The following is a 16,917-nucleotide window of genomic DNA, read 5'->3' on the forward strand; positions in this document are numbered from 1 at the left end:
GAGACGACGGGCATCGTCTCGCGGCGGGCGAGGAACTCCGCCGGCCGCAACTCGGCCCAGGCGACGGTCATGGCATGCCGAAATGTTTGACGTTGTTGAAGTTCTTGATGAACCGATGCGTTGTCATCAGACGCTGGAAGGTCGCGTCATCGAGCGGGGCCTCGTCTGCGGCAGCGATATTCGCTTCGGCGAAGGCAGGCACATGCATGGAGCTAATCGCTGTCGTGATGGCGGGGTCCTTCAGTACGAACTTGATGGCGAGGGCTGCCAGCGAAGAGGCATGGGCCGGCACGAAGCGCTTCAAGGCCTCCACCTTATCGATATAGGCTTGGCGCGGCACGGTGCCGTCGAAATAGTCGCGACGGAAATCGCCTTCACCGAAGGTCGTGTCCGCCGTCAGGAAGCCCGTTAGTCCGCCTTCGTCGAGGATGCAGCGCGCGATGACCGCGACCCGATGCGCTGCGCAGATCGGCACCAGAACTTCCAGGGCCGTGGGATCGAAGATATTGACGATGGTCTGCACGCTGTCGATCAGCCCGCTGGTCACGATGGGCAGGACCATGTCGGAACGATGATCGGGCACCGAAATGCCGATATGCGCGATCTTGCCTTGGTCCTTCAGGCGCTGAAGCTCCTCCATCCAATGGCCGGTCACACCCCAGGTCGGCCAATAGGTATGCAACTGCATGAGGTCGATCTGCTCGACGCCAAGGGCGCGGAGCGACGCCTCGCACGAGGCGATGACCTGTCTTGGCGGGAAGGCGGCCTCGGCGGGCACGGGTGTGCCCCATTGTTCGATCCCGCCCAGCGCCTCGATCTTCGTCGCGAGGAAGGGTTTCGCGCCCGTCCATTCGCGGAGCGCGAGACCGACGATACGCTCGGAGGCACCGTACGCGCGGGCCGTGTCGATGAAGGTGATGCCGCGCTCAAGCGCCAGGACGAGTGCATTGATGGACGCGCGTTCCGGCTGTTCGCCGAACCATCCCGCGAATCCCATCGCGCCGAAACCCAGGCGGCTGATCGTTCGGCCGCCCGCAAAGTTTGCATAGTCCATGATGGTTACTCGGCGGCGACGGGTATTGGCTGCTGATATGCTTTCGCGGGCAAAGGACGCCGCACGAAATAGCGAGGGTCGCGGCTCTGTCGGATCAGTGCCGGGATGATTTCCCGATACGCCTCCCGCAGGCTGCGGTAAGGCACCGGGCAATCATCCTTCACCGCCTCATGCAATTGTGGCAGGGCGTGATAGGGCACCATCGGGAACATGTGGTGTTCCACATGATAATTCATGTTCCAATAAAGGAAGCGGCACAGTCCGTTCATATAGATGGTGCGGCTATTGAGGCGGTGATCCAGCACATCCTCATCCAGCCCGGCATGTTGCGTGATGCCGAAGATCACCATCAGCCAGCTGCCGTAGAAGGTTGGCAGGCCAACCAGCATCAGCGGCAGAAAGCTGTGCAGGGCGACGGAGGCCAGCACCGTCGCCACGAGAATGGCGAGGTACACGCGCGCCGCCCGGAAGACGCGAAACTGCTCCGTCGCGGGAATGTAACTCGCCTCGGCGGGGCCCAGCCGGCCCGTGGCGTGAAAGGCGATCTGCTTCAGCGAGCCGATGCCGCCCTTCAATGAAAAGAGGTTGAGGAGGATGTTGGCGATCTGCGCAGGCCGCGGCACGGCAATTTCGGGATCGCGGCCGACGATGATGGTGTCTGTGTGGTGTCGCGCATGACTCCAGCGCCAGACCGTGGGCTCCCGCAACAGCATGAAGCTGGCGATGTAATAGAGCACGTCGTTCGTCCAGCGTGTCTTGAAGGCGGTCCCATGACCGCATTCGTGCCAGCGCGAATCGGCCGAGGATCCATAGAGCGTGCCATAAGCGATGAAGAACGGCACGGCAGCCCATGTTCCCCAGAACCAGATGCCGCCGATGGCCGTCAGCGCCAGGGCCGCAAACCAAATGGCGGTGTCGCGGATGGCCGGGCCATCCTTGCGCTTCATCAGCTCTTTCAACTGCTTCCGCGCCAAGGGCGTGGCATACCAAGACGCGGCGGAGAGGCCCTTTTCCTGCGCCAGCCGGGCATCCTCCCCCGTCAGGCTATAATCCCGCATGCGCAATGCTTCGGCCATGGCTCTCCCCCCTCTCCGGTCGTCGGGCGACCAGTTTGAGATCATCTACACAAACCGAGGGCTTCCAATCAAATCAAATCATAGTTCTCGGTAAATGCCATCATGAATGAGGGGTTTTGACGCATCATTTCGCTTGATGTCCCCGCCAAGCCTCCTTACGGTGCAGCGATACGAAAAGAAATCCTGGCGGATGATGCGACCGCCAAGGACCTCAAAACACGCATCGGTTAAGAGGGGGAAACACATGGACTTCACGAGGCGTCATTTCTCGTCGGCAAGCCTGGCCGTTCTGGGCGTCGCCGCCGCTGGCGGGCTGGGCACAGCGCGGGCCGCCGACAAGAAAATTACCATCGGCCTGTCCAACGGCTATTTCGGCACCGAATGGCGCGACCAGATGGTCTCTTCGTCGCAGGTGCAGTTCGAGGGCTATAAGGCCCAGGGCCTCGCCAATAAGCTCGTCGTCCAGCAGGCCGGCGCCGATACCAATGCGCAAATCCAGGACGTGCGCAACATGATCCGCGATCGCGTCTCGATCATCATGCTCGATGCCAATTCTGCGGCCTCCCTTACCGGCGTCATCAACGAAGCCAAGCGCGCGCATATTCCCGTCATTGCCTTCGACCAGTCAGTGACGGCGCCCTACGCCATCAACGTCGGCATCGATGAATATGACTGGGGTAAGCATTACGCGGAATGGATCGTTCAGCAGCTGAACGGCAAAGGCCTCGTCGCCGTCATGGACGGTGTGCCCGGTCATCCCGCCGCCGTTGCCCGCCGCACGGCGTTCTTCGATGTGTTCAACAAGAACCCCGGCATCAAGATCGTCTGGTCCGGTTACGGCATGTGGGATCAGGCCAAGGCTCAGGCCGTGATGGCGACGGTGCTGGCCGCAACGCCGCACATCGATGCGGTCTGCACGGAAGACGGCATGGGCCTCGGCATCATGCGCGCCTTCCAGGCGGCTGGCCGGCCGCTGCCGATCATGACCGGTGAGGCGCAAAAATCCTTCCTGCTCGCATGGAAGAAGGAACTCGACGCCGGGCATGACGTACATCTGTTTGCGCGCTCGAACCCGCCGGAGATCGGGCGCACCGCCATGGGCGTCGCGGTGCGGATCGCCAATGGCAAGACGCTCAAGCCGCTGCCGAATAATACCTACCACTATCCTGTCCAGGTCGAAGTCACGAACGCCAATCTCGACCAGTTACTGGCGAGCGTGAAGGACAAGCCGGACGGTTACTTCCTTGGTGAGTGGCTGACCGAGGCGCAGCTCGATAGCCTGTTCGTATAGTCGCCGGCTTTCGGCGAAGGGGGTGCGATGACCCTGCTTGTGGCGCAAGGCATCACAAAGGCCTTCGGCGGCGTGGTGGCCTTGGATGGGGTGGATCTGGAAGCGCCTGCGGGCCGGATTCTCGGCCTGCTCGGCGCCAATGGATCTGGCAAATCCACGCTCTGCCGCGTCATCGCCGGTGAGGTGATGCCCGATGCCGGCTCGCTGTCTTTGAACGGTGTGCCGGCCGCACCGGCCTCGCCCCAGGATGCGGCGAAGCAGGGAATCGTGATTGCCCATCAGCATCCGAGCCTCGCCCCTGATCTTCCAGTTTGGGAGAATATGTTCCTGGGCTCGGAAGTTTGCGGTGGTGGTGGCTTCATCAATCGCCGTGCCGGGCGCCGGGCGGCACGGGCGATGCTAGCCGAACTCGGCCTCGACATTGACGTCGACCAATCGGCCGGCTTTCTGTCCGCAGCGCAGCAACAATTGCTGGAAATTGGCCGCGCTCTGTCCCGCGATCCGCGCGTGCTTATCCTGGACGAGCCGACCGCCGCCCTTTCCCCCGCCCTTGTGGCGAAGCTGTTCGAAAAGGTCCGTGCGCTGGCGGCCCGGGGCACGGCCATCATCTTCATCTCCCATCGGCTGCGGGAGGTCGAAGAGATCTGCGATGCCCTCGTGGTGCTGCGCAATGGCCAGCGTGTCGGCAGTTGGGAGACATCGGGCCGGCTGGACGAGGCGCGCATCCTCGACCTGCTGACGGCCGATTCCGAGGCGGCGCCACACAGCGGCACCGCGCGGTCGGCGGGCGAGGTTGTGCTGCAACTCGCGGGTCTGCGCGCGGGCCATGCCGTGCGCGGCGTGGACCTGGAATTGCGGCGCGGGGAAATCGTCGGCATCGCCGGCCTTCAGGGTCACGGCCAGGAAGAACTCCTCGATGCCGTCGCGGGTTTCCGCCATGTCGATGGCGGCACCATCCTGCATCTCGGTAAGCCCGTTTCGCCCCGCATTCCGCGCGACATGATCCGTCGCGGCATTTGCCTGGTGCCGAATGACCGGCATCGCCAGGGCCTGTTCATGGATCAGACGGTGGGCGAGAATCTCGGCACCGTGCTCGTCACGCTCTTCACCAGCCCCTGGCGGCTGCCGAAAATCGCCTTGCGGGACTTCGTGCCGGCGGTGATCAAACGTCTGATGATCAAGACCCAGGGCGGCGCCCAGCTTGTCGCAACCCTCTCGGGCGGCAATCAGCAGAAAGTCGTCATTGGCAAATGGCTGGCGAGGCCGATCGATGTGCTGCTGCTCAGCGACCCGACCAAGGGCGTCGATATCCACGCGCGATCCGAAATCTATGCCCAGCTCGGTATGCTGGCGGCGGGCGGCAGCAGCGCCCTTGTCTATGCCTCCGACATTCATGAACTGCTGCTGCACTGCGACCGCATTCTGGTCATGTATGAAGGTCGCGTGATGGAGGCATTGGCGGGCACCGCTATGACCGAGCAAAGGGTGCTTGCGGCGAGTTTCGGGAGGGCCGCATGACTGCGGATGCCTGGGCGGCGCTGCGCCGCAGCAGCCTCGGGCCCGGGCTGCTCATGCTGCTGGTCGTCGTCGTCATCAATGCCGTGCTGCAAGACAATTTCTTTGGCGGCGCGTCCCTCGACAGCAATATGGCGACTTTCGCGCCGACCGTGCTGATCTGCGTCGCTCAGGCCATCATCGTGCTGAGCGGTGAGCTTGATCTGTCGGTCGGCGCCGGCGTCTCCCTCATCAATTGCGTGCTGGCCAGCCTGCCGCCCCAGCATGTCGGCGGGTCGCTCGGCGTGCTGGCCATCGGCCTCGCCGTGTCGCTGGCGCTCGGCTTCGTCAACGGCGTACTGGTCGCCTATGTCGGCCTGCCTTCCTTGGTCGCGACCTTCGCGACCGGCGCTATCTGGTTCGGCCTGGGGCTGACGATCATGCCGCAGCCGGGCGGTGTGATCGCCGACAGCCTGGGCGACTTCTATGCCGGCCATGTGTTGGGCGTGCCGACGCCGCTGGTCTTCGTGATCCTTGCGATGGCGATCTGGGTGGTGCTGGCGCGGCACCGGGCCGGGCGGCGGATCTTCGCCGTGGGCAGCAATGCGGTGGCCTCCCGCCAAGCCGGCATTCCGGTCGCGCGCATCAAGCTGATGGCCTTCGTCACAGGCTGGGGCCTGGTCTTCCTCTCCGCCCTCGCAATTTCCTGCCAGACGATGTCGGGCGATCCGCGCTTGGGGCAAAGCTATACCCTCGCCTCGGTCGCCGCCGTGGTGATCGGCGGCATCTCCCTGGGTGGCGGGCGAGGCTCGCCCTGGGGCGCGCTGGTCGGCGCCCTGGTGCTGGGCATGGTCACGAACGTGATCTATTTCGCGGGCATCCCAAGCAGCTGGCAGGAGTTCGTCAAAGGCATCGTGGTCGTCATCGCCCTCGGCTTCATGGTGCTGGAAGGGCGCAGAACGGCATGAACCCCGCCCTTGTCCGCCCGCTTCTGCTCATCGGCATCAGCATCCTGCTGCTGATCGTCGGCCAGATTCTGCTGCCCGGCTTCCTCAACGCCAATCAGGTGGCGAACCAGCTCAAGATCGCGGCCTTCCTCGGCATCTTCGGCCTGTGCCAGACCATCGTCATGGCGGCCGGCGGTCAGGGGCTCGATCTGTCCGTCGGTGCGACCGCAACCCTTGGCGGCATTCTCGGCGCCGCCATCATGCACGGCAGCAACGGCATGACGCCCTTGGGTGGCCTCGCCGCCATCGGCGCGGGCCTGATCGTGGGCAGCGTCAATGGCATCGGCGTGGCGCTGCTGCGTATTCCGCCTCTGGTCGCGACCCTCGCGATCACCAGCGTGGTCGATGGCGGCGTCATCGTCGGCGTGTCGCTGGTCCAGCCGTCCAACGCCGCGAGTCCCGTATTGGTCACCATTTCCGGCTGGGCGACGGCGGGCGTTCCCAACATTGTGCTGGTCTGGGTCGTGCTGGCGACTGTCGCGATCTGGCTGCTGTCCTTCTCGGCCTGGGGCCGGCGCCTGACCGATACCGGCGCCAATGCCATGGCGGCCCTGCTGTCGGGCACCGACACGACAGACGTGCGGATCGGCGCCTACGCCCTGAGCGGCGGCCTCGCGGCCTTCGCGGGCTTCATGCTGACCGGCTATGTCGGCCAAGCCTTCTACGGCCTGGGCGACCCCTACATCCTCACCAGCATCGTGATCGCCGCCGTCGGTGGTGTCACCCTGGCGGGTGGTCGCGCGCCCTATCTGGGCGTCGCCTGCGCCGCAATTATGATGACCGTGCTCGTCAGTCTGCTGACGGCAATCGCCATCGGGGAGGCCGGGCGGCAGATCATCTTCGGCGCCACTCTGCTCGGCTTCCTGATGCTTGACCGCTGCATGAAGGGCCAGTTGCACAAGGCTCTGTTCAGCGGCCTCCGCCCGCGCTCTCGCGCGGCGCCGGTGCCCGCCCCATCCACCATGACCAACCTGCGATCAGGAGGCTAAGCTGCCAGACGCATTGGACTTCACGCCCGACGCCCCCATCCGCTGCCGCGACTTTCGCATCGGCTGCGTCGGCTCGGGCTTCATCATGGCGGATATCCATCTCGCCGCGTACCACGGTGCGGGCTTTCCGGTTGTGGCCATTGCCTCCCGCAGCCAGGAGAAGGCTGCCGCCGTCGCCGCGCGCTGGGGCATTCCCTGCGTTCATGCAAGACCGGAAGACCTGATCGCGGACGAGTCTGTCGATATCCTCGACATCGCCTATCCGCCGGACCAGCAGCCGGCGCTGATCCGCCTCGCGCTGCGTCAGCCGCATATCCGCGCCATTCTGGCGCAGAAGCCCCTCGCGCTTGACCTGGCGACTGCAGAAGCGCTGGAGGCTGAGGCCCGCGCCGCCGGGAAGGTGCTCGCCGTCAACCAGAACATGCGCTTCGACCAGTCCATGCGCGTGCTGAAGGAGATTCTGGATCGTGGATCGCTGGGCACGCCGGTTCTGGCGACGATCGAGATGCGGGCCATTCCCCATTGGCAGCCCTTTCTGCGCGACTACGGGCGGCTGACGCTTTTGAACATGTCCATCCATCACCTCGATGTTTTGCGCTTCCTGTTCGGCGAGGTGGAGGAGATCTACACCGCCGTGCGCCCCGATCCGCGCACCGACTTTGCCCATAAGGACGGCATCTGCGCCTCCACCCTCACCTTCCGCTCCGGCGTCATGGCGGTGTCGATGGAAGATGTGTGGAGCGGCCCGAAGGCGCCGGGCTATTCGGGCGACATCTACATCAAATGGCGCGTCGAGGGTACCGAAGGCGTCGCCCAGGGCAGCATCGGCTGGCCCGACTATCCCGACGGTTCGCCATCGACGCTGCGGTATTCATCGACGATCGCCACAGGCGGAGAATGGGTGCAGCCGACATGGGAGACGCGGTGGTTTCCCGGCGCTTTCGCGGGCGTGATGGAGCAGCTGCAATACGCGGTACAGACCGGGACCACACCGGTTCTTAACGTGGCGGACAACCTTCGCACCATGGCTTTGGTGGAGGCCGCTTATCGTTCGGTGGACGAGCATCGCGCGGTGAAGCTCGCCGAGCTCGGTTACTAGGTGATGGTGGAATGCGCTGCGCTTTTCCACCCGAATAGTTATAATTAAGGGAACGTCTCATGCTCCAAGTCGGTATCTTCACCGGTTACTTTCCGTATGATCTGGCCGAACAAGCGAAGCGGATCAAGGCCCTCGGCTTCAATACCGTTCAGCTTGATCTCGCGTTCAAGGACATCGACTTTTCGACGCCCGAGTCCATCACTATCGAAAAAGCCAAGACGGTGCGCGAAACCTTCCGTGACTACAATCTGCCGATCAGCACCATCTCGGGCTATACCAATATCGTGCATCCGGATCCGGATGAGCGGAAGCGCCGGCTGGATTACCTGAAGGCGATCATTCGCAACGCGCGCCATTTCGGTTCGCCCTATGTCATTTCCGAAACCGGCACCTTTAACACGGAGTCCGACTGGGTCAGCCATCCGAAGAACAAGACCGAGGAAGGCTTCGAGGATTGCCGCAAGGTGATCGCTGAGCTGTCACAGGTTGCCTACGACCATGGTGCGGTGTTTCTGCTCGAAACCTATGTCAACAACGTGGTCGGCTCGGTCGAGGAAACGGTACGGATCTTCGCAGAAGTCAATCACCCAGGCCTTGGCCTGTTGATGGATCCGACGAACTATTTTGAGGACCACAACATCGACGCTATGGACAAGGTTTTGAAGCAGATCTTCGATACGCTAGCCGACAAGATCTGCATCTCCCACGCCAAGGACGTGAAGCGTTCTGTCGAGACGAGCGAGAAGCATGCCGACATCGATGCGTCCGAGGCGCATTCCTTTCGGGGTGTCGGTTCGATCGAGCTACCGGCGCCGGGGCTTGGGGCACTGAACTACGATTATTATCTCAATCGCTTGGCCGAGAAGCATCCGAACATTCCGATTATCATCGAGCACCTGGATGAGACCGATGTACCGCGGGCCAAGAAGTTCCTCGACGGAAAACTGCGCGTGCATGGGCTGTAGCGCAGGATTCGATCAGTTTGATCCGCTGTCCGAGTTTCTCGTCATGGCACGCGAAGGCGTGCCATCCACGTCTTGCTGCTTGATTGAGGAGGGTGGCTGCAATGTCCCATACTCAACCAGGACGGTCGGATAGTCCGTATCCCGCAGCCACTCGGTAGGACATTCTCGACCAGGGGAAATAGTGCGGGCCGCGTGGTGGGTCGTCTCACACACTGCGCTGGGTCGTCACGCTTGGTGTGACTGCTTCTCTCTTGCTTCCGGCGCCCACTTCGGACGCGGCTAGAAGTTTATTCACTCATTGATTTCCTTGGCGGACCCGACGCGATTCGAACGCGTGACCTTTGCCTTCGGAGGGTTTAACCGATGGATTGCCCTTCTTTGAAACGAGTTGCGGAAGGTGTCAATTTACTGAAATTCCTACGAAAACAGCTTGCCCTTCATTGCGAGGGAATGCTCCGAGTTGCCTAGACCTGCTACCTATGTGTTACCTAGAGTCTAGGTAGCGAGGTGGGTTTTGGCGGAACGAAAGCGGATAGGCGTCCGGGAAATCAAGGCGCTCCAGCCGAATGAAGAGGTCTGGGACGCCACTGTCACGGGTTTTGGGGCCAGGCGGCAGCGCAGTCCCGCAGTGGCCTATGTCCTGCTTTATCGAACCAAGGAAGGCCGCCAACGCCGGCTGACAATCGGCCGGCATGGCGCTCCCTGGACGCCTGACGAAGCCCGTGATGAAGCGCGCCGGCTGCTGGGCGCCGTAGCGACAGGCGGGGATCCGGCGGGTGCAAAGAGTTCTGCCAGGCAAGCCAAGACGGTGGCGGAACTCTGTGACGCCTATATCGAGGACGCTGCCTCCGGCCGCATCCTCACGCGCCGCGGGGTCGCGAAGAAGGCCACCACCATCGAGACCGACCGCAGCCGAATCAGCGGGCACATCAAGCCGCTTATAGGCGCCCTCAAGGTGCCGGCTGTCAGTCGCGACGATGTCGAGGCGTTCATGTACGACATCGCTGCCGGCAAAGGCGCCGGGAAGGCCAAGACGGGCAAGAAGCGCGGCCTGTCGAATATTAGGGGCGGGAAGGGGGCCGCGACCCGAACCCTGGGGCTATTGGGTGCGATCTTCACCTATGCCGTTCGAAACCAACTGCGGGCGGACAACCCGGTTCACGGCCTCCTGCGCTTCGCGGACGGTAGGCGGGAACGCCGGCTGAGTGAGGCAGAATATGCCGCACTCGGGACGGCCCTCGACCTCGCCGTCGAAGCGAAGATTTGGCCGCCAGCGATAGCCGCTGCCCGCTTCCTGGTGCTCACGGGTTGGCGGAGCGGGGAGGCGACCGGGTTGCGTTGGGATGAGGTGGATGTGTCTCGGCGAACAGCGCGCTTGGCTGACACGAAGAGCGGCTTCTCGATTCGGCCCCTATCCGAGGATGCCTGCGCAATTCTGCGCGCACAGACGAAGGCGGGCGACCTTGTGTTTCCCGCATCGCGAGGCAAGGGAAAGATGTCCGGTTTTCCAAGCGTATGGGAGCGGATAATAGGGCTCGGCGGAATCAGTGCCGAGATAACGCCCAACGTCTTGCGACATTCTTTTGCGTCTCTCGCCAGCGACCTGGGCTACTCCGAGGCGTCCATCGCCGCGCTCGTCGGCCACAAGCGCCACAGCATCACGTCGAGGTACGTCCACGCCGCCGATGCCATCTTGCTGGCTGCAGCGGACGCGGTGGCAGAGAAGACTGTCTCGCTGATGGAGGAGGCGTGCGGCGTCAGCCCACAGAGTAGTAAGGCTTAATGCTCAAATCGACATATCGGCCTTTGGATGTTGCTTGCAAAAGACCTTGATAGACGCTCGGGGGAACGTTGAAATAGGTATAAGACTTGTTGCCATCTCGGTAGAGGATAATTAGGCGTCGTGCTGTGAGATTATAATCGGCACTTGCGATTGCCGTTGAACTTGGGAAAAGCGGCATCTTTGATCCTTATTTCTGCCTGCGGGCCGCAACGCCAGGGCCGCCACCATTCTGCTCGATAAACTCGTCGCCGGCCTCCGTGTCACTGGAAGTGCTCATTTAAGGCCTGCTCCACCATTGCAAGATGCTCTTCCAATGCCAGGCGCGTGCTGACTGTGCTTTCCAAGCGCCCGTGTCCGTAGTCTGCCCAGGTCCTCAGCTTGCCATCTCGAAGCTGTTGCAACTCCCACCTGAGGCGTAGCCTGCGGTGCTCCCATCTGGAGAGAACCGGGGTAGATGTCGCGCTCATTGCCCGTTCCTAGTTGCTCGGTCACCTTCGGCCTTGGCGTCTTTCTCGCACTCGAATTGACCGCTTTCCGTCCGGCCAAACCAGCGCTCACCCTGGTAGTGGTAGACGTCGCTGTTCGTGTTCACCCACACGACGCGATCGTGGTGGCACGTGATGTCGGGCGACACGGCGGGATATTGCTTGTGCGCCAAAGCGGGCGCCGAGCAGAACGCGAGCGACAGGAAGGTGGCGATCAGTGTTTTCATGACCAATTCCGTACGACATCGATACGATAAAGCGCCATTTGCCGATTGTCACGCTATTTCCGCCGGAGGTGGTCACGGCTGGGTGACTGCTTGGGCGTTCCTTATGTGACTGCCGCCCGCTCACGCGGAGCCAGCGCCTCGTCGAGGAACCCCAGATGCAATTGATAATAGTGTCTGTAGGATGGCTGATCGTACCTCATCAAACTATCGAATAAAGGAGGGATAGGTGGATTATTAGCGACCGGCTGTCCATCTATGTAGCGAATGAATTTGTCGATATGCGGTGGCTTGGGGCCATGCCAATGAACAATGTTCGCATCTGGATTGTGGCCGTAGAAAACACGCCAATTGAGTTCTGTCGGAAGTGGCGTCCAGATTGACTTGAAGACCATATTGAGGAGACCCTGATCGTAAGTCGCGCCCGTATTTCCAAAGTTGTAATACCCGCTTTCTTCCAGGGCTTGATGCAACTCCGGAGTTCGTCGGCGTAGTTCGGGCACGTTGATGACTAAAACACCGGAATTGAAAGCGTCCTGAACATGCGAAGGGGTCGGGGCCGATAAGTTGGCGACTTCCGCGACAGCTCCTATGATTTCAGGCTTGAAGTTCGAGTAATCAACCGACTTTAAGAACATGATGTCGCAGTCAGTGAACAGGACATATTGGTCATGCGTTTCAACTTCAGCGATCTGAAGTGGCAGATAGTAGCCGCTCGCTGATACGGGGCTATATCCCGTCCCCTTATTACGATCGATTACGTCTTGGTCAAACAACCTCGCCCGAAACGGAACCTTTGTGTAGTGTATAGTAACGGCGTTGTCCTTGAGCCAATCGATCATTGGACTGGGGCCACCATCATAGATGCAGTGTGGTGCTAGATCTGTGTTCAGACGGGCTGACGTGACCGCCGCTTTGATCATGTCGGCGAACCACGCTGTTGCGGCCTCATTAAAGCAGAAATACCACTTCAATTTTGGATTCACCGACGAGACGTCATCAGATCTGAGTGAAGACGGCTTGGACGGCCAGGGCGGATCGCCACCGGCCAATGCGAAAGCGCGGAACGCTTCATCGCCTCTGTCCTGCGGCGCTATAACGTCGGTCGCTTTGGCTAGGACAATCCGCGCACCAGGCAACATCTCGATTGAGATGGCCTCTCCATGCTGGACGCCCAGGTGATCGAGAACGTCCTGAGGGAGCGTTATGCCGCTCGCGACAACAACCTTAACAGCATTCATGGCAGGCGTCCCGCTACCGTTATTTGCCAGCCTTCGATATCTGACCGGCTGATATCATGGGGTCAACTGCTGTTAGTCGACGCCTCTTTCAGTGCGGCGTGTCACCCCACCTTCCTGATCCTCACCCCCCGCGCCCCCGCCGTTTTCCGATACGAGCTCGCCGCCGGCCGCCTTCAGGCATGCTCCTACCTAGCGCACACGACAGCCTGCGTTTCGTCGTTCTTCCAGCAGGCTGGGTCAGCCGGCTCTCGGATGAATTTCCCCGGCAGGGCAATATCTCGACCACCAAAGCTATCGTAGCCCCAAGCAACGCCCGGCGTGTCCATGTTCAACATATGGGTGGGCTTGCCGGGAGCGGTCACCTGGAAGCTGCCGTCCGTGTCGGTCAGCGTGAATTCGCACGGGTAGGTGCCATCGTCGGTCATGGTGCAGACGGCTCGCTTCGCCTCGGCCGCGCCTGCGGTAGCGCAGGTAAGCAGAACTGCGGCGCTGGTGATGAGACTGAACCTCATTCTGTAGCCCTCCTCAGCCTCACCCCAGCCCCGCCACCGTTCTCCGCCACGAACTCGATGCCGGCGGCCTCAAGGGCGGCGCGGATGGATTCTACTGTTCTCTCATACAGCGCGTCTCCTCGCTCGAGGCGGGTGACAGTTGTGGGGGACACACCAGCAGCATCAGCTAGATCTCTGACGCCCATCTGAAGCGCCGCGCGGGCCATTCGGCACTGAACTGCGTTCAACCTGTTACCCTGTGACAAAGTTCTTGACTTACGCCAAGACTATGTCACGTTGTGACTACCTTGTCACCCTATGACAGGCGGCCGAGCAAGGTGCTGGACACACCAGGCCCGGCCTCACCTCAAGCTGGGAGCAACCCCATGCCTAAAGCTGCAAGCACGCCTACCACACCAGAGCGGCAACCGCTTACCCCGCCGCCACCCATCAGAAACTCCACCCGCCCACTTTCCACCGACCAGCCCTTTTCCCGCCTTGTCGACCGGCTGCTCTACACCGCTTCGGTCAACGGGTGGGTCGCGCTGCTGTTCGAGGGTGCGGCTGATGCGACTGACGATGAGATCGCTCCGCATCTCGCGGCCGGCTTGGCTGCTCCGCTTGCCGCCAGCCGCGTTCTTGCCGGGCGGGTGGTGTCTTGAGTGGCCGTCGCGGCGTAGGGCGCCGTAGCCTGATCGGTGGCGCCTCGATGCTCATCCTGGTGGCTGCCGAGGCCGGCATCGTCAAGGCTGAGGAATTGGACGGTGAGCTGCTGGCACTGTGCAGGGAAGCCGTGGAGAACCATGCCGAGAGCGTGCGGGCCGATGACTTCCTCGAGCAGCACGGGGGTGATGAGCAGGCGCATCAGGAGGCCATGTATGTGCGGGTCAATCGTTGGCACGAGGTCTGCGACCAGATTGCGGAGATCCCGGCCCGCACTCCTGAAGGCATGCGAGGCAAGGCAGCGGTGCTGGCCGACGTCATCGCACTGGAAAGCCCGATGGTCGCGTCGCTGTGCAGCGACCTCCTGGGGAGGCACATCGGATGACCGCGAAGATCATGACCGCGAAGGAGAAGGAACGGGCACTCCGCGAAGCGCTTCAGGAGGCCTTGGTCCTCGCCGAGATTATGGGGGCGCTCTCCAACGGCACGCATCGAGACAGCGATGAAGTGCCTTGCACTTGGGTTGGCTGGCTCGGGGAATGCATCTTCCGCGTCGCCCAGAAGATCGAAGGAGCCACAGCATGACCGCGCGCACAAAAAAGGGCCTTCATACTGTGAAGACCCCTAGCGACAAGGAGGGTATCGGATTTACCGACAACCGGCGCAATTTTCGACCCAATGAAATCAATGGGTTGCCCTCCGTCGATACCCTCAACACTGTTGAGGCCCCCTGCGCAATTCCCCGCATGCCCTCCATCCTTGAGATGGGGAAGCTGATTCGTGCCATCTGCGACGCCCACCATCGGGCCGACGAGGAGGAGACCGCTCTCCATAACACCCAAGGAACCGCCGCTCAGTCCAGCGTTCTCACACGCATCAAGGAACTGGCTTCCGATCGCGAGGACGCCTTGACCGACTTGGCCATGTGTTTGCCTGCCGTTTCGGTGGGTGACGCGGCGGTCCACATCGTGATGGCGAAGAGCCTCGCGGAAGACCTGGAGAACAACGACTACGAGGATTTCTATAAATATCAGAAGCTGCGGCAACTGAACCGCCTTCTGGCCAGCGCCATGCCGATCGTTGCGGAGGCGGCAGGTGTCTCCGTTATGGAGATCGGCGGCGAGTGGATGGCGGGCGTGAAGGAGCGGCTATTCCCAGAGTTAGGAGGCGGCCTTTGAGAGCGACAAAAGGGAACGTCGTCTCACTGGATGCCGTCCGCAAAGCCAAGGCTGGTAAGGAGACGGCAACACGCAAAGGAGTGGATGGGCAATTCGTCGATACCTTTGCGGAGCTCACCCTCCTATGGAGCGGTCCCGAAGCCTACCGGAGGTTCTGCCGCAACCTCAGGGCGCAAGGCATACCAGTCAAGGGCAGCCTCACATGAGAACCCTTCTCTCATCCCGCCAATGGGTCTTTCAGAACGTTCAGGGGGATGCCTTTCACGTGTCAGACCGGAAAGCGTCAATCACCGAGATCGTGGCCGCCATCCTGTCCATCCAGGACCCTCCGCAACTTGAGGACACCGAAATGGAGCAGCTCAACGACACGGAGGGGCGCCTGCTCCAAAATCTGGCGGCGATCGAACCTGCCACGATGGCGGAGTTGTTGCTTAAAGCTGAACGGGCCGTGGCGGGTCTCCTCCAGTCGATTGAAGATGGCGATCGGCATGAAGAAATCGAGCTTGGCGAAGCGATCTTGGGTGATCTCCGATACGCCATCAGGTCGCCTCGGAGGCTGAAATGACCCAGCGCACCCTTCGCGAGATGCGCCCCACGATGCGCCAGCTTGCCGCCGTCGTGATCGAAACCCTACCGCGGCAGTCCTGGCCGCGCCGGTGGGAACTGCTCGGCCTGGCTGGCCAGATGGCCTGGCTGCGGGTGAAGATCGCTTGGTTCCTGCTGCTGGCCGGGCAGGGGTGGTGAGAGATGGGGAATCTCGTCGCTTGCTCCGCCGCACCTACTGCCGTTCAATCATCCGAACTGTATGGAGACGATCGCCTGATGGCGAAAGGCGCGCCTGGAACTAAGCGAGGGGCGCGAGGGGCGGCACCTCGCAGGCTAGATGAGCTCGAGGTTCTTTACGAGAAGGCTAGGTCGTGCCGGAAACGCCGGCCGCCCAACGTCGCTATCAGGTCCCTTGAGGAAGCTGTTGGTGATCCTCTTGTCAGGTCAGACTCACTCTTGGCTGAATCAATATGGGGGGTGACAAAGGCACCTCGGCCGTCCGTGCATCTACGCCGCTTGCGTGATGCCATCTATGGTTCCGAAATTGATGGTGTCGTTTCGATAATCGCTCATTCTAAAAAGAGGTTCGGCCTTACCGACACAATGGCTGCTGCCGAGGCAATCGTGTTACTCGCGCAACGCGGGACTTTTCTAGGCGGAAGCCATCCAAGGGATTTCAGGCGCTCGCTCGAGGTGGCGAGGAAGGCTTGGGGCGCGCGCGAGAAGCGTCTCGAACCCCCCGATGGTTGGACAGGGCGCTTGCTGTTCGTCGTGCCTGTAGCCGGCGGATGGGTTAGGCACCCGGAAAAACCCTACCCTCAACTTGAGGCCGTGGGATCTCTGGTGAAGGACACCTTTTATTGGCGGTCTAGAATCCGCGATGGCGACGTTACGCTAATTTCCCGATCGGAGGAAAAGCTCCCAACTAATGATGCTGATAATACGTCATCAATGACCTGCAACGAGAAATCAACAGCGCCCCGCAGGTGCAGAGATGAGTGAGGTCAGCTTCAAAATGCCAGAAAGCCCCGACACCCTTTTGACGCGTGAACAGGTCGCGCTTGCGCTGACGGCCTGCGGTTTTCAGACCAAGAAGAGCACGCTCGCGACGAAGGCTGTTCGTGGCGGCGGGCCGGTCTATCGTCTTTTCGGGAAGCGCCCTTTGTACCGCTGGGCCGATGCGCTCGAATGGGCTGAAGGCAAGCTGAGCGGGCCGCGCCGCAGCACCAGCGAGTCCATCTGACGCAACAAAGCCGGCCCCTGGAGGAGCCGGCGATGCGTCGCTGATATCGAAGATGGATTGCACCGCTTAGATAGATCAGCGCTGCTCG

The 16,917-nt window shown here is 61.5% G+C and carries 22 protein-coding genes and 1 pseudogene; 16 read left to right on the plus strand and 7 right to left on the minus strand.

Going from position 1 to position 16,917, the window contains the following annotated elements:
• Positions 1 to 67 precede the first annotated feature (67 nt).
• Complete coding sequence (locus tag QP803_RS05330; RefSeq protein WP_284946694.1) at positions 68 to 1,054, minus strand: aldo/keto reductase; 987 nt, start codon at positions 1,052 to 1,054, stop codon at positions 68 to 70.
• 5 nt (positions 1,055 to 1,059) lie between these two features.
• Positions 1,060 to 2,130, minus strand: a complete 1,071-nt coding sequence (locus QP803_RS05335) for a fatty acid desaturase family protein (protein WP_284946696.1) — start codon at positions 2,128 to 2,130, stop codon at positions 1,060 to 1,062.
• Between the two features lie 244 nt (positions 2,131 to 2,374).
• Between QP803_RS05335 and QP803_RS05340 the strand changes: the two genes are divergently transcribed.
• The 8 genes and pseudogenes from QP803_RS05340 to QP803_RS05370 all read left to right on the plus strand — a co-directional run bounded on the left by QP803_RS05340 (position 2,375) and on the right by QP803_RS05370 (position 10,758).
• The gene (locus QP803_RS05340; RefSeq protein WP_284946697.1) at positions 2,375 to 3,421 is read left to right on the plus strand and encodes an ABC transporter substrate binding protein; all 1,047 of its coding nucleotides are present in this window, start codon (positions 2,375 to 2,377) and stop codon (positions 3,419 to 3,421) included.
• Positions 3,422 to 3,448: 27 nt separating this feature from the next.
• Complete coding sequence (locus tag QP803_RS05345; protein WP_284946698.1) at positions 3,449 to 4,939, plus strand: sugar ABC transporter ATP-binding protein; 1,491 nt, start codon at positions 3,449 to 3,451, stop codon at positions 4,937 to 4,939.
• Positions 4,936 to 5,883: an ABC transporter permease gene (locus tag QP803_RS05350; protein WP_284946699.1), complete on the plus strand. Its 948-nt coding sequence runs from the start codon at positions 4,936 to 4,938 to the stop codon at positions 5,881 to 5,883. Before QP803_RS05345 ends, QP803_RS05350 begins: the two co-directional genes overlap by 4 nt.
• A complete protein-coding gene (locus QP803_RS05355; protein ID WP_284946700.1) occupies positions 5,880 to 6,911 on the plus strand; it encodes an ABC transporter permease in 1,032 nt (343 codons plus the stop codon). The genes QP803_RS05350 and QP803_RS05355 overlap by 4 nt, the downstream gene beginning before the upstream one ends.
• Before the next feature lie 13 nt (positions 6,912 to 6,924).
• Positions 6,925 to 8,010, plus strand: coding sequence for a Gfo/Idh/MocA family protein (locus QP803_RS05360; protein WP_284946702.1), 1,086 nt, complete (start codon positions 6,925 to 6,927; stop codon positions 8,008 to 8,010).
• A gap of 59 nt (positions 8,011 to 8,069) precedes the next feature.
• The gene (locus tag QP803_RS05365; RefSeq protein WP_284946703.1) at positions 8,070 to 8,975 is read left to right on the plus strand and encodes a sugar phosphate isomerase/epimerase family protein; all 906 of its coding nucleotides are present in this window, start codon (positions 8,070 to 8,072) and stop codon (positions 8,973 to 8,975) included.
• A gap of 514 nt (positions 8,976 to 9,489) precedes the next feature.
• Positions 9,490 to 9,750 (plus strand): annotated as a pseudogene (locus QP803_RS23950) (Arm DNA-binding domain-containing protein); the annotation flags it as partial.
• A gap of 33 nt (positions 9,751 to 9,783) precedes the next feature.
• Entirely contained in the window at positions 9,784 to 10,758 is a 975-nt protein-coding gene (locus QP803_RS05370) for a tyrosine-type recombinase/integrase (RefSeq protein ID WP_284946704.1), read from the plus strand.
• On the opposite strand, the gene QP803_RS23955 is transcribed toward QP803_RS05370, so the two are convergent.
• From QP803_RS23955 to QP803_RS05390, 5 genes are all read right to left on the minus strand, one after another.
• Positions 10,733 to 10,936: a KTSC domain-containing protein gene (locus QP803_RS23955; protein WP_350356065.1), complete on the minus strand. Its 204-nt coding sequence runs from the start codon at positions 10,934 to 10,936 to the stop codon at positions 10,733 to 10,735. The two genes, QP803_RS05370 and QP803_RS23955, sit on opposite strands and share 26 nt — an antisense overlap.
• 285 nt (positions 10,937 to 11,221) lie before the next feature.
• A complete protein-coding gene (locus tag QP803_RS05375) occupies positions 11,222 to 11,470 on the minus strand; it encodes a hypothetical protein (protein ID WP_284946705.1) in 249 nt (82 codons plus the stop codon).
• A 101-nt stretch (positions 11,471 to 11,571) separates the two neighbouring features.
• Positions 11,572 to 12,708, minus strand: a complete 1,137-nt coding sequence (locus tag QP803_RS05380; RefSeq protein ID WP_284946706.1) for a glycosyltransferase — start codon at positions 12,706 to 12,708, stop codon at positions 11,572 to 11,574.
• Between the two features lie 185 nt (positions 12,709 to 12,893).
• A complete protein-coding gene (locus QP803_RS05385) occupies positions 12,894 to 13,220 on the minus strand; it encodes a hypothetical protein (protein ID WP_284946707.1) in 327 nt (108 codons plus the stop codon).
• Positions 13,217 to 13,426 (minus strand): helix-turn-helix domain-containing protein, encoded by a 210-nt coding sequence (locus tag QP803_RS05390; protein WP_350356088.1) that lies wholly within the window; start codon positions 13,424 to 13,426, stop codon positions 13,217 to 13,219. Before QP803_RS05390 ends, QP803_RS05385 begins: the two co-directional genes overlap by 4 nt.
• A 159-nt stretch (positions 13,427 to 13,585) precedes the next feature.
• Between QP803_RS05390 and QP803_RS05395 the strand changes: the two genes are divergently transcribed.
• The 8 genes from QP803_RS05395 (at position 13,586) to QP803_RS05425 (ending at position 16,829) form a co-directional block, all read left to right on the plus strand.
• Positions 13,586 to 13,861 carry a hypothetical protein gene (locus tag QP803_RS05395; protein WP_284946710.1) on the plus strand — a complete coding sequence of 92 codons (276 nt, stop codon included), beginning with the start codon at positions 13,586 to 13,588 and terminating at the stop codon, positions 13,859 to 13,861.
• 47 nt (positions 13,862 to 13,908) lie between these two features.
• Positions 13,909 to 14,247 carry a hypothetical protein gene (locus tag QP803_RS05400; protein ID WP_284946711.1) on the plus strand — a complete coding sequence of 113 codons (339 nt, stop codon included), beginning with the start codon at positions 13,909 to 13,911 and terminating at the stop codon, positions 14,245 to 14,247.
• Positions 14,244 to 14,447: a hypothetical protein gene (locus tag QP803_RS05405; protein WP_284946712.1), complete on the plus strand. Its 204-nt coding sequence runs from the start codon at positions 14,244 to 14,246 to the stop codon at positions 14,445 to 14,447. Before QP803_RS05400 ends, QP803_RS05405 begins: the two co-directional genes overlap by 4 nt.
• Positions 14,444 to 15,040 carry a hypothetical protein gene (locus QP803_RS05410; RefSeq protein WP_284946713.1) on the plus strand — a complete coding sequence of 199 codons (597 nt, stop codon included), beginning with the start codon at positions 14,444 to 14,446 and terminating at the stop codon, positions 15,038 to 15,040. The genes QP803_RS05405 and QP803_RS05410 overlap by 4 nt, the downstream gene beginning before the upstream one ends.
• 298 nt (positions 15,041 to 15,338) lie before the next feature.
• Positions 15,339 to 15,605, plus strand: a complete 267-nt coding sequence (locus QP803_RS05415) for a hypothetical protein (RefSeq protein WP_284946715.1) — start codon at positions 15,339 to 15,341, stop codon at positions 15,603 to 15,605.
• Positions 15,602 to 15,784, plus strand: coding sequence for a hypothetical protein (locus tag QP803_RS05420; protein ID WP_284946717.1), 183 nt, complete (start codon positions 15,602 to 15,604; stop codon positions 15,782 to 15,784). The genes QP803_RS05415 and QP803_RS05420 overlap by 4 nt, the downstream gene beginning before the upstream one ends.
• 405 nt (positions 15,785 to 16,189) lie before the next feature.
• Positions 16,190 to 16,588: a DUF2635 domain-containing protein gene (locus QP803_RS23960; RefSeq protein ID WP_350356089.1), complete on the plus strand. Its 399-nt coding sequence runs from the start codon at positions 16,190 to 16,192 to the stop codon at positions 16,586 to 16,588.
• On the plus strand, positions 16,581 to 16,829 hold the full coding sequence (locus QP803_RS05425; protein ID WP_284946719.1) for a hypothetical protein: 249 nt from the start codon (positions 16,581 to 16,583) through the stop codon (positions 16,827 to 16,829). The genes QP803_RS23960 and QP803_RS05425 overlap by 8 nt, the downstream gene beginning before the upstream one ends.
• The last annotated feature ends 88 nt before the right edge of the window (positions 16,830 to 16,917 follow it).

Origin of the sequence: Acidisoma sp. PAMC 29798 (genome assembly GCF_030252425.1) — a bacterium.
In the GTDB taxonomy this organism is placed as follows: domain Bacteria; phylum Pseudomonadota; class Alphaproteobacteria; order Acetobacterales; family Acetobacteraceae; genus Acidisoma; species Acidisoma cladoniae.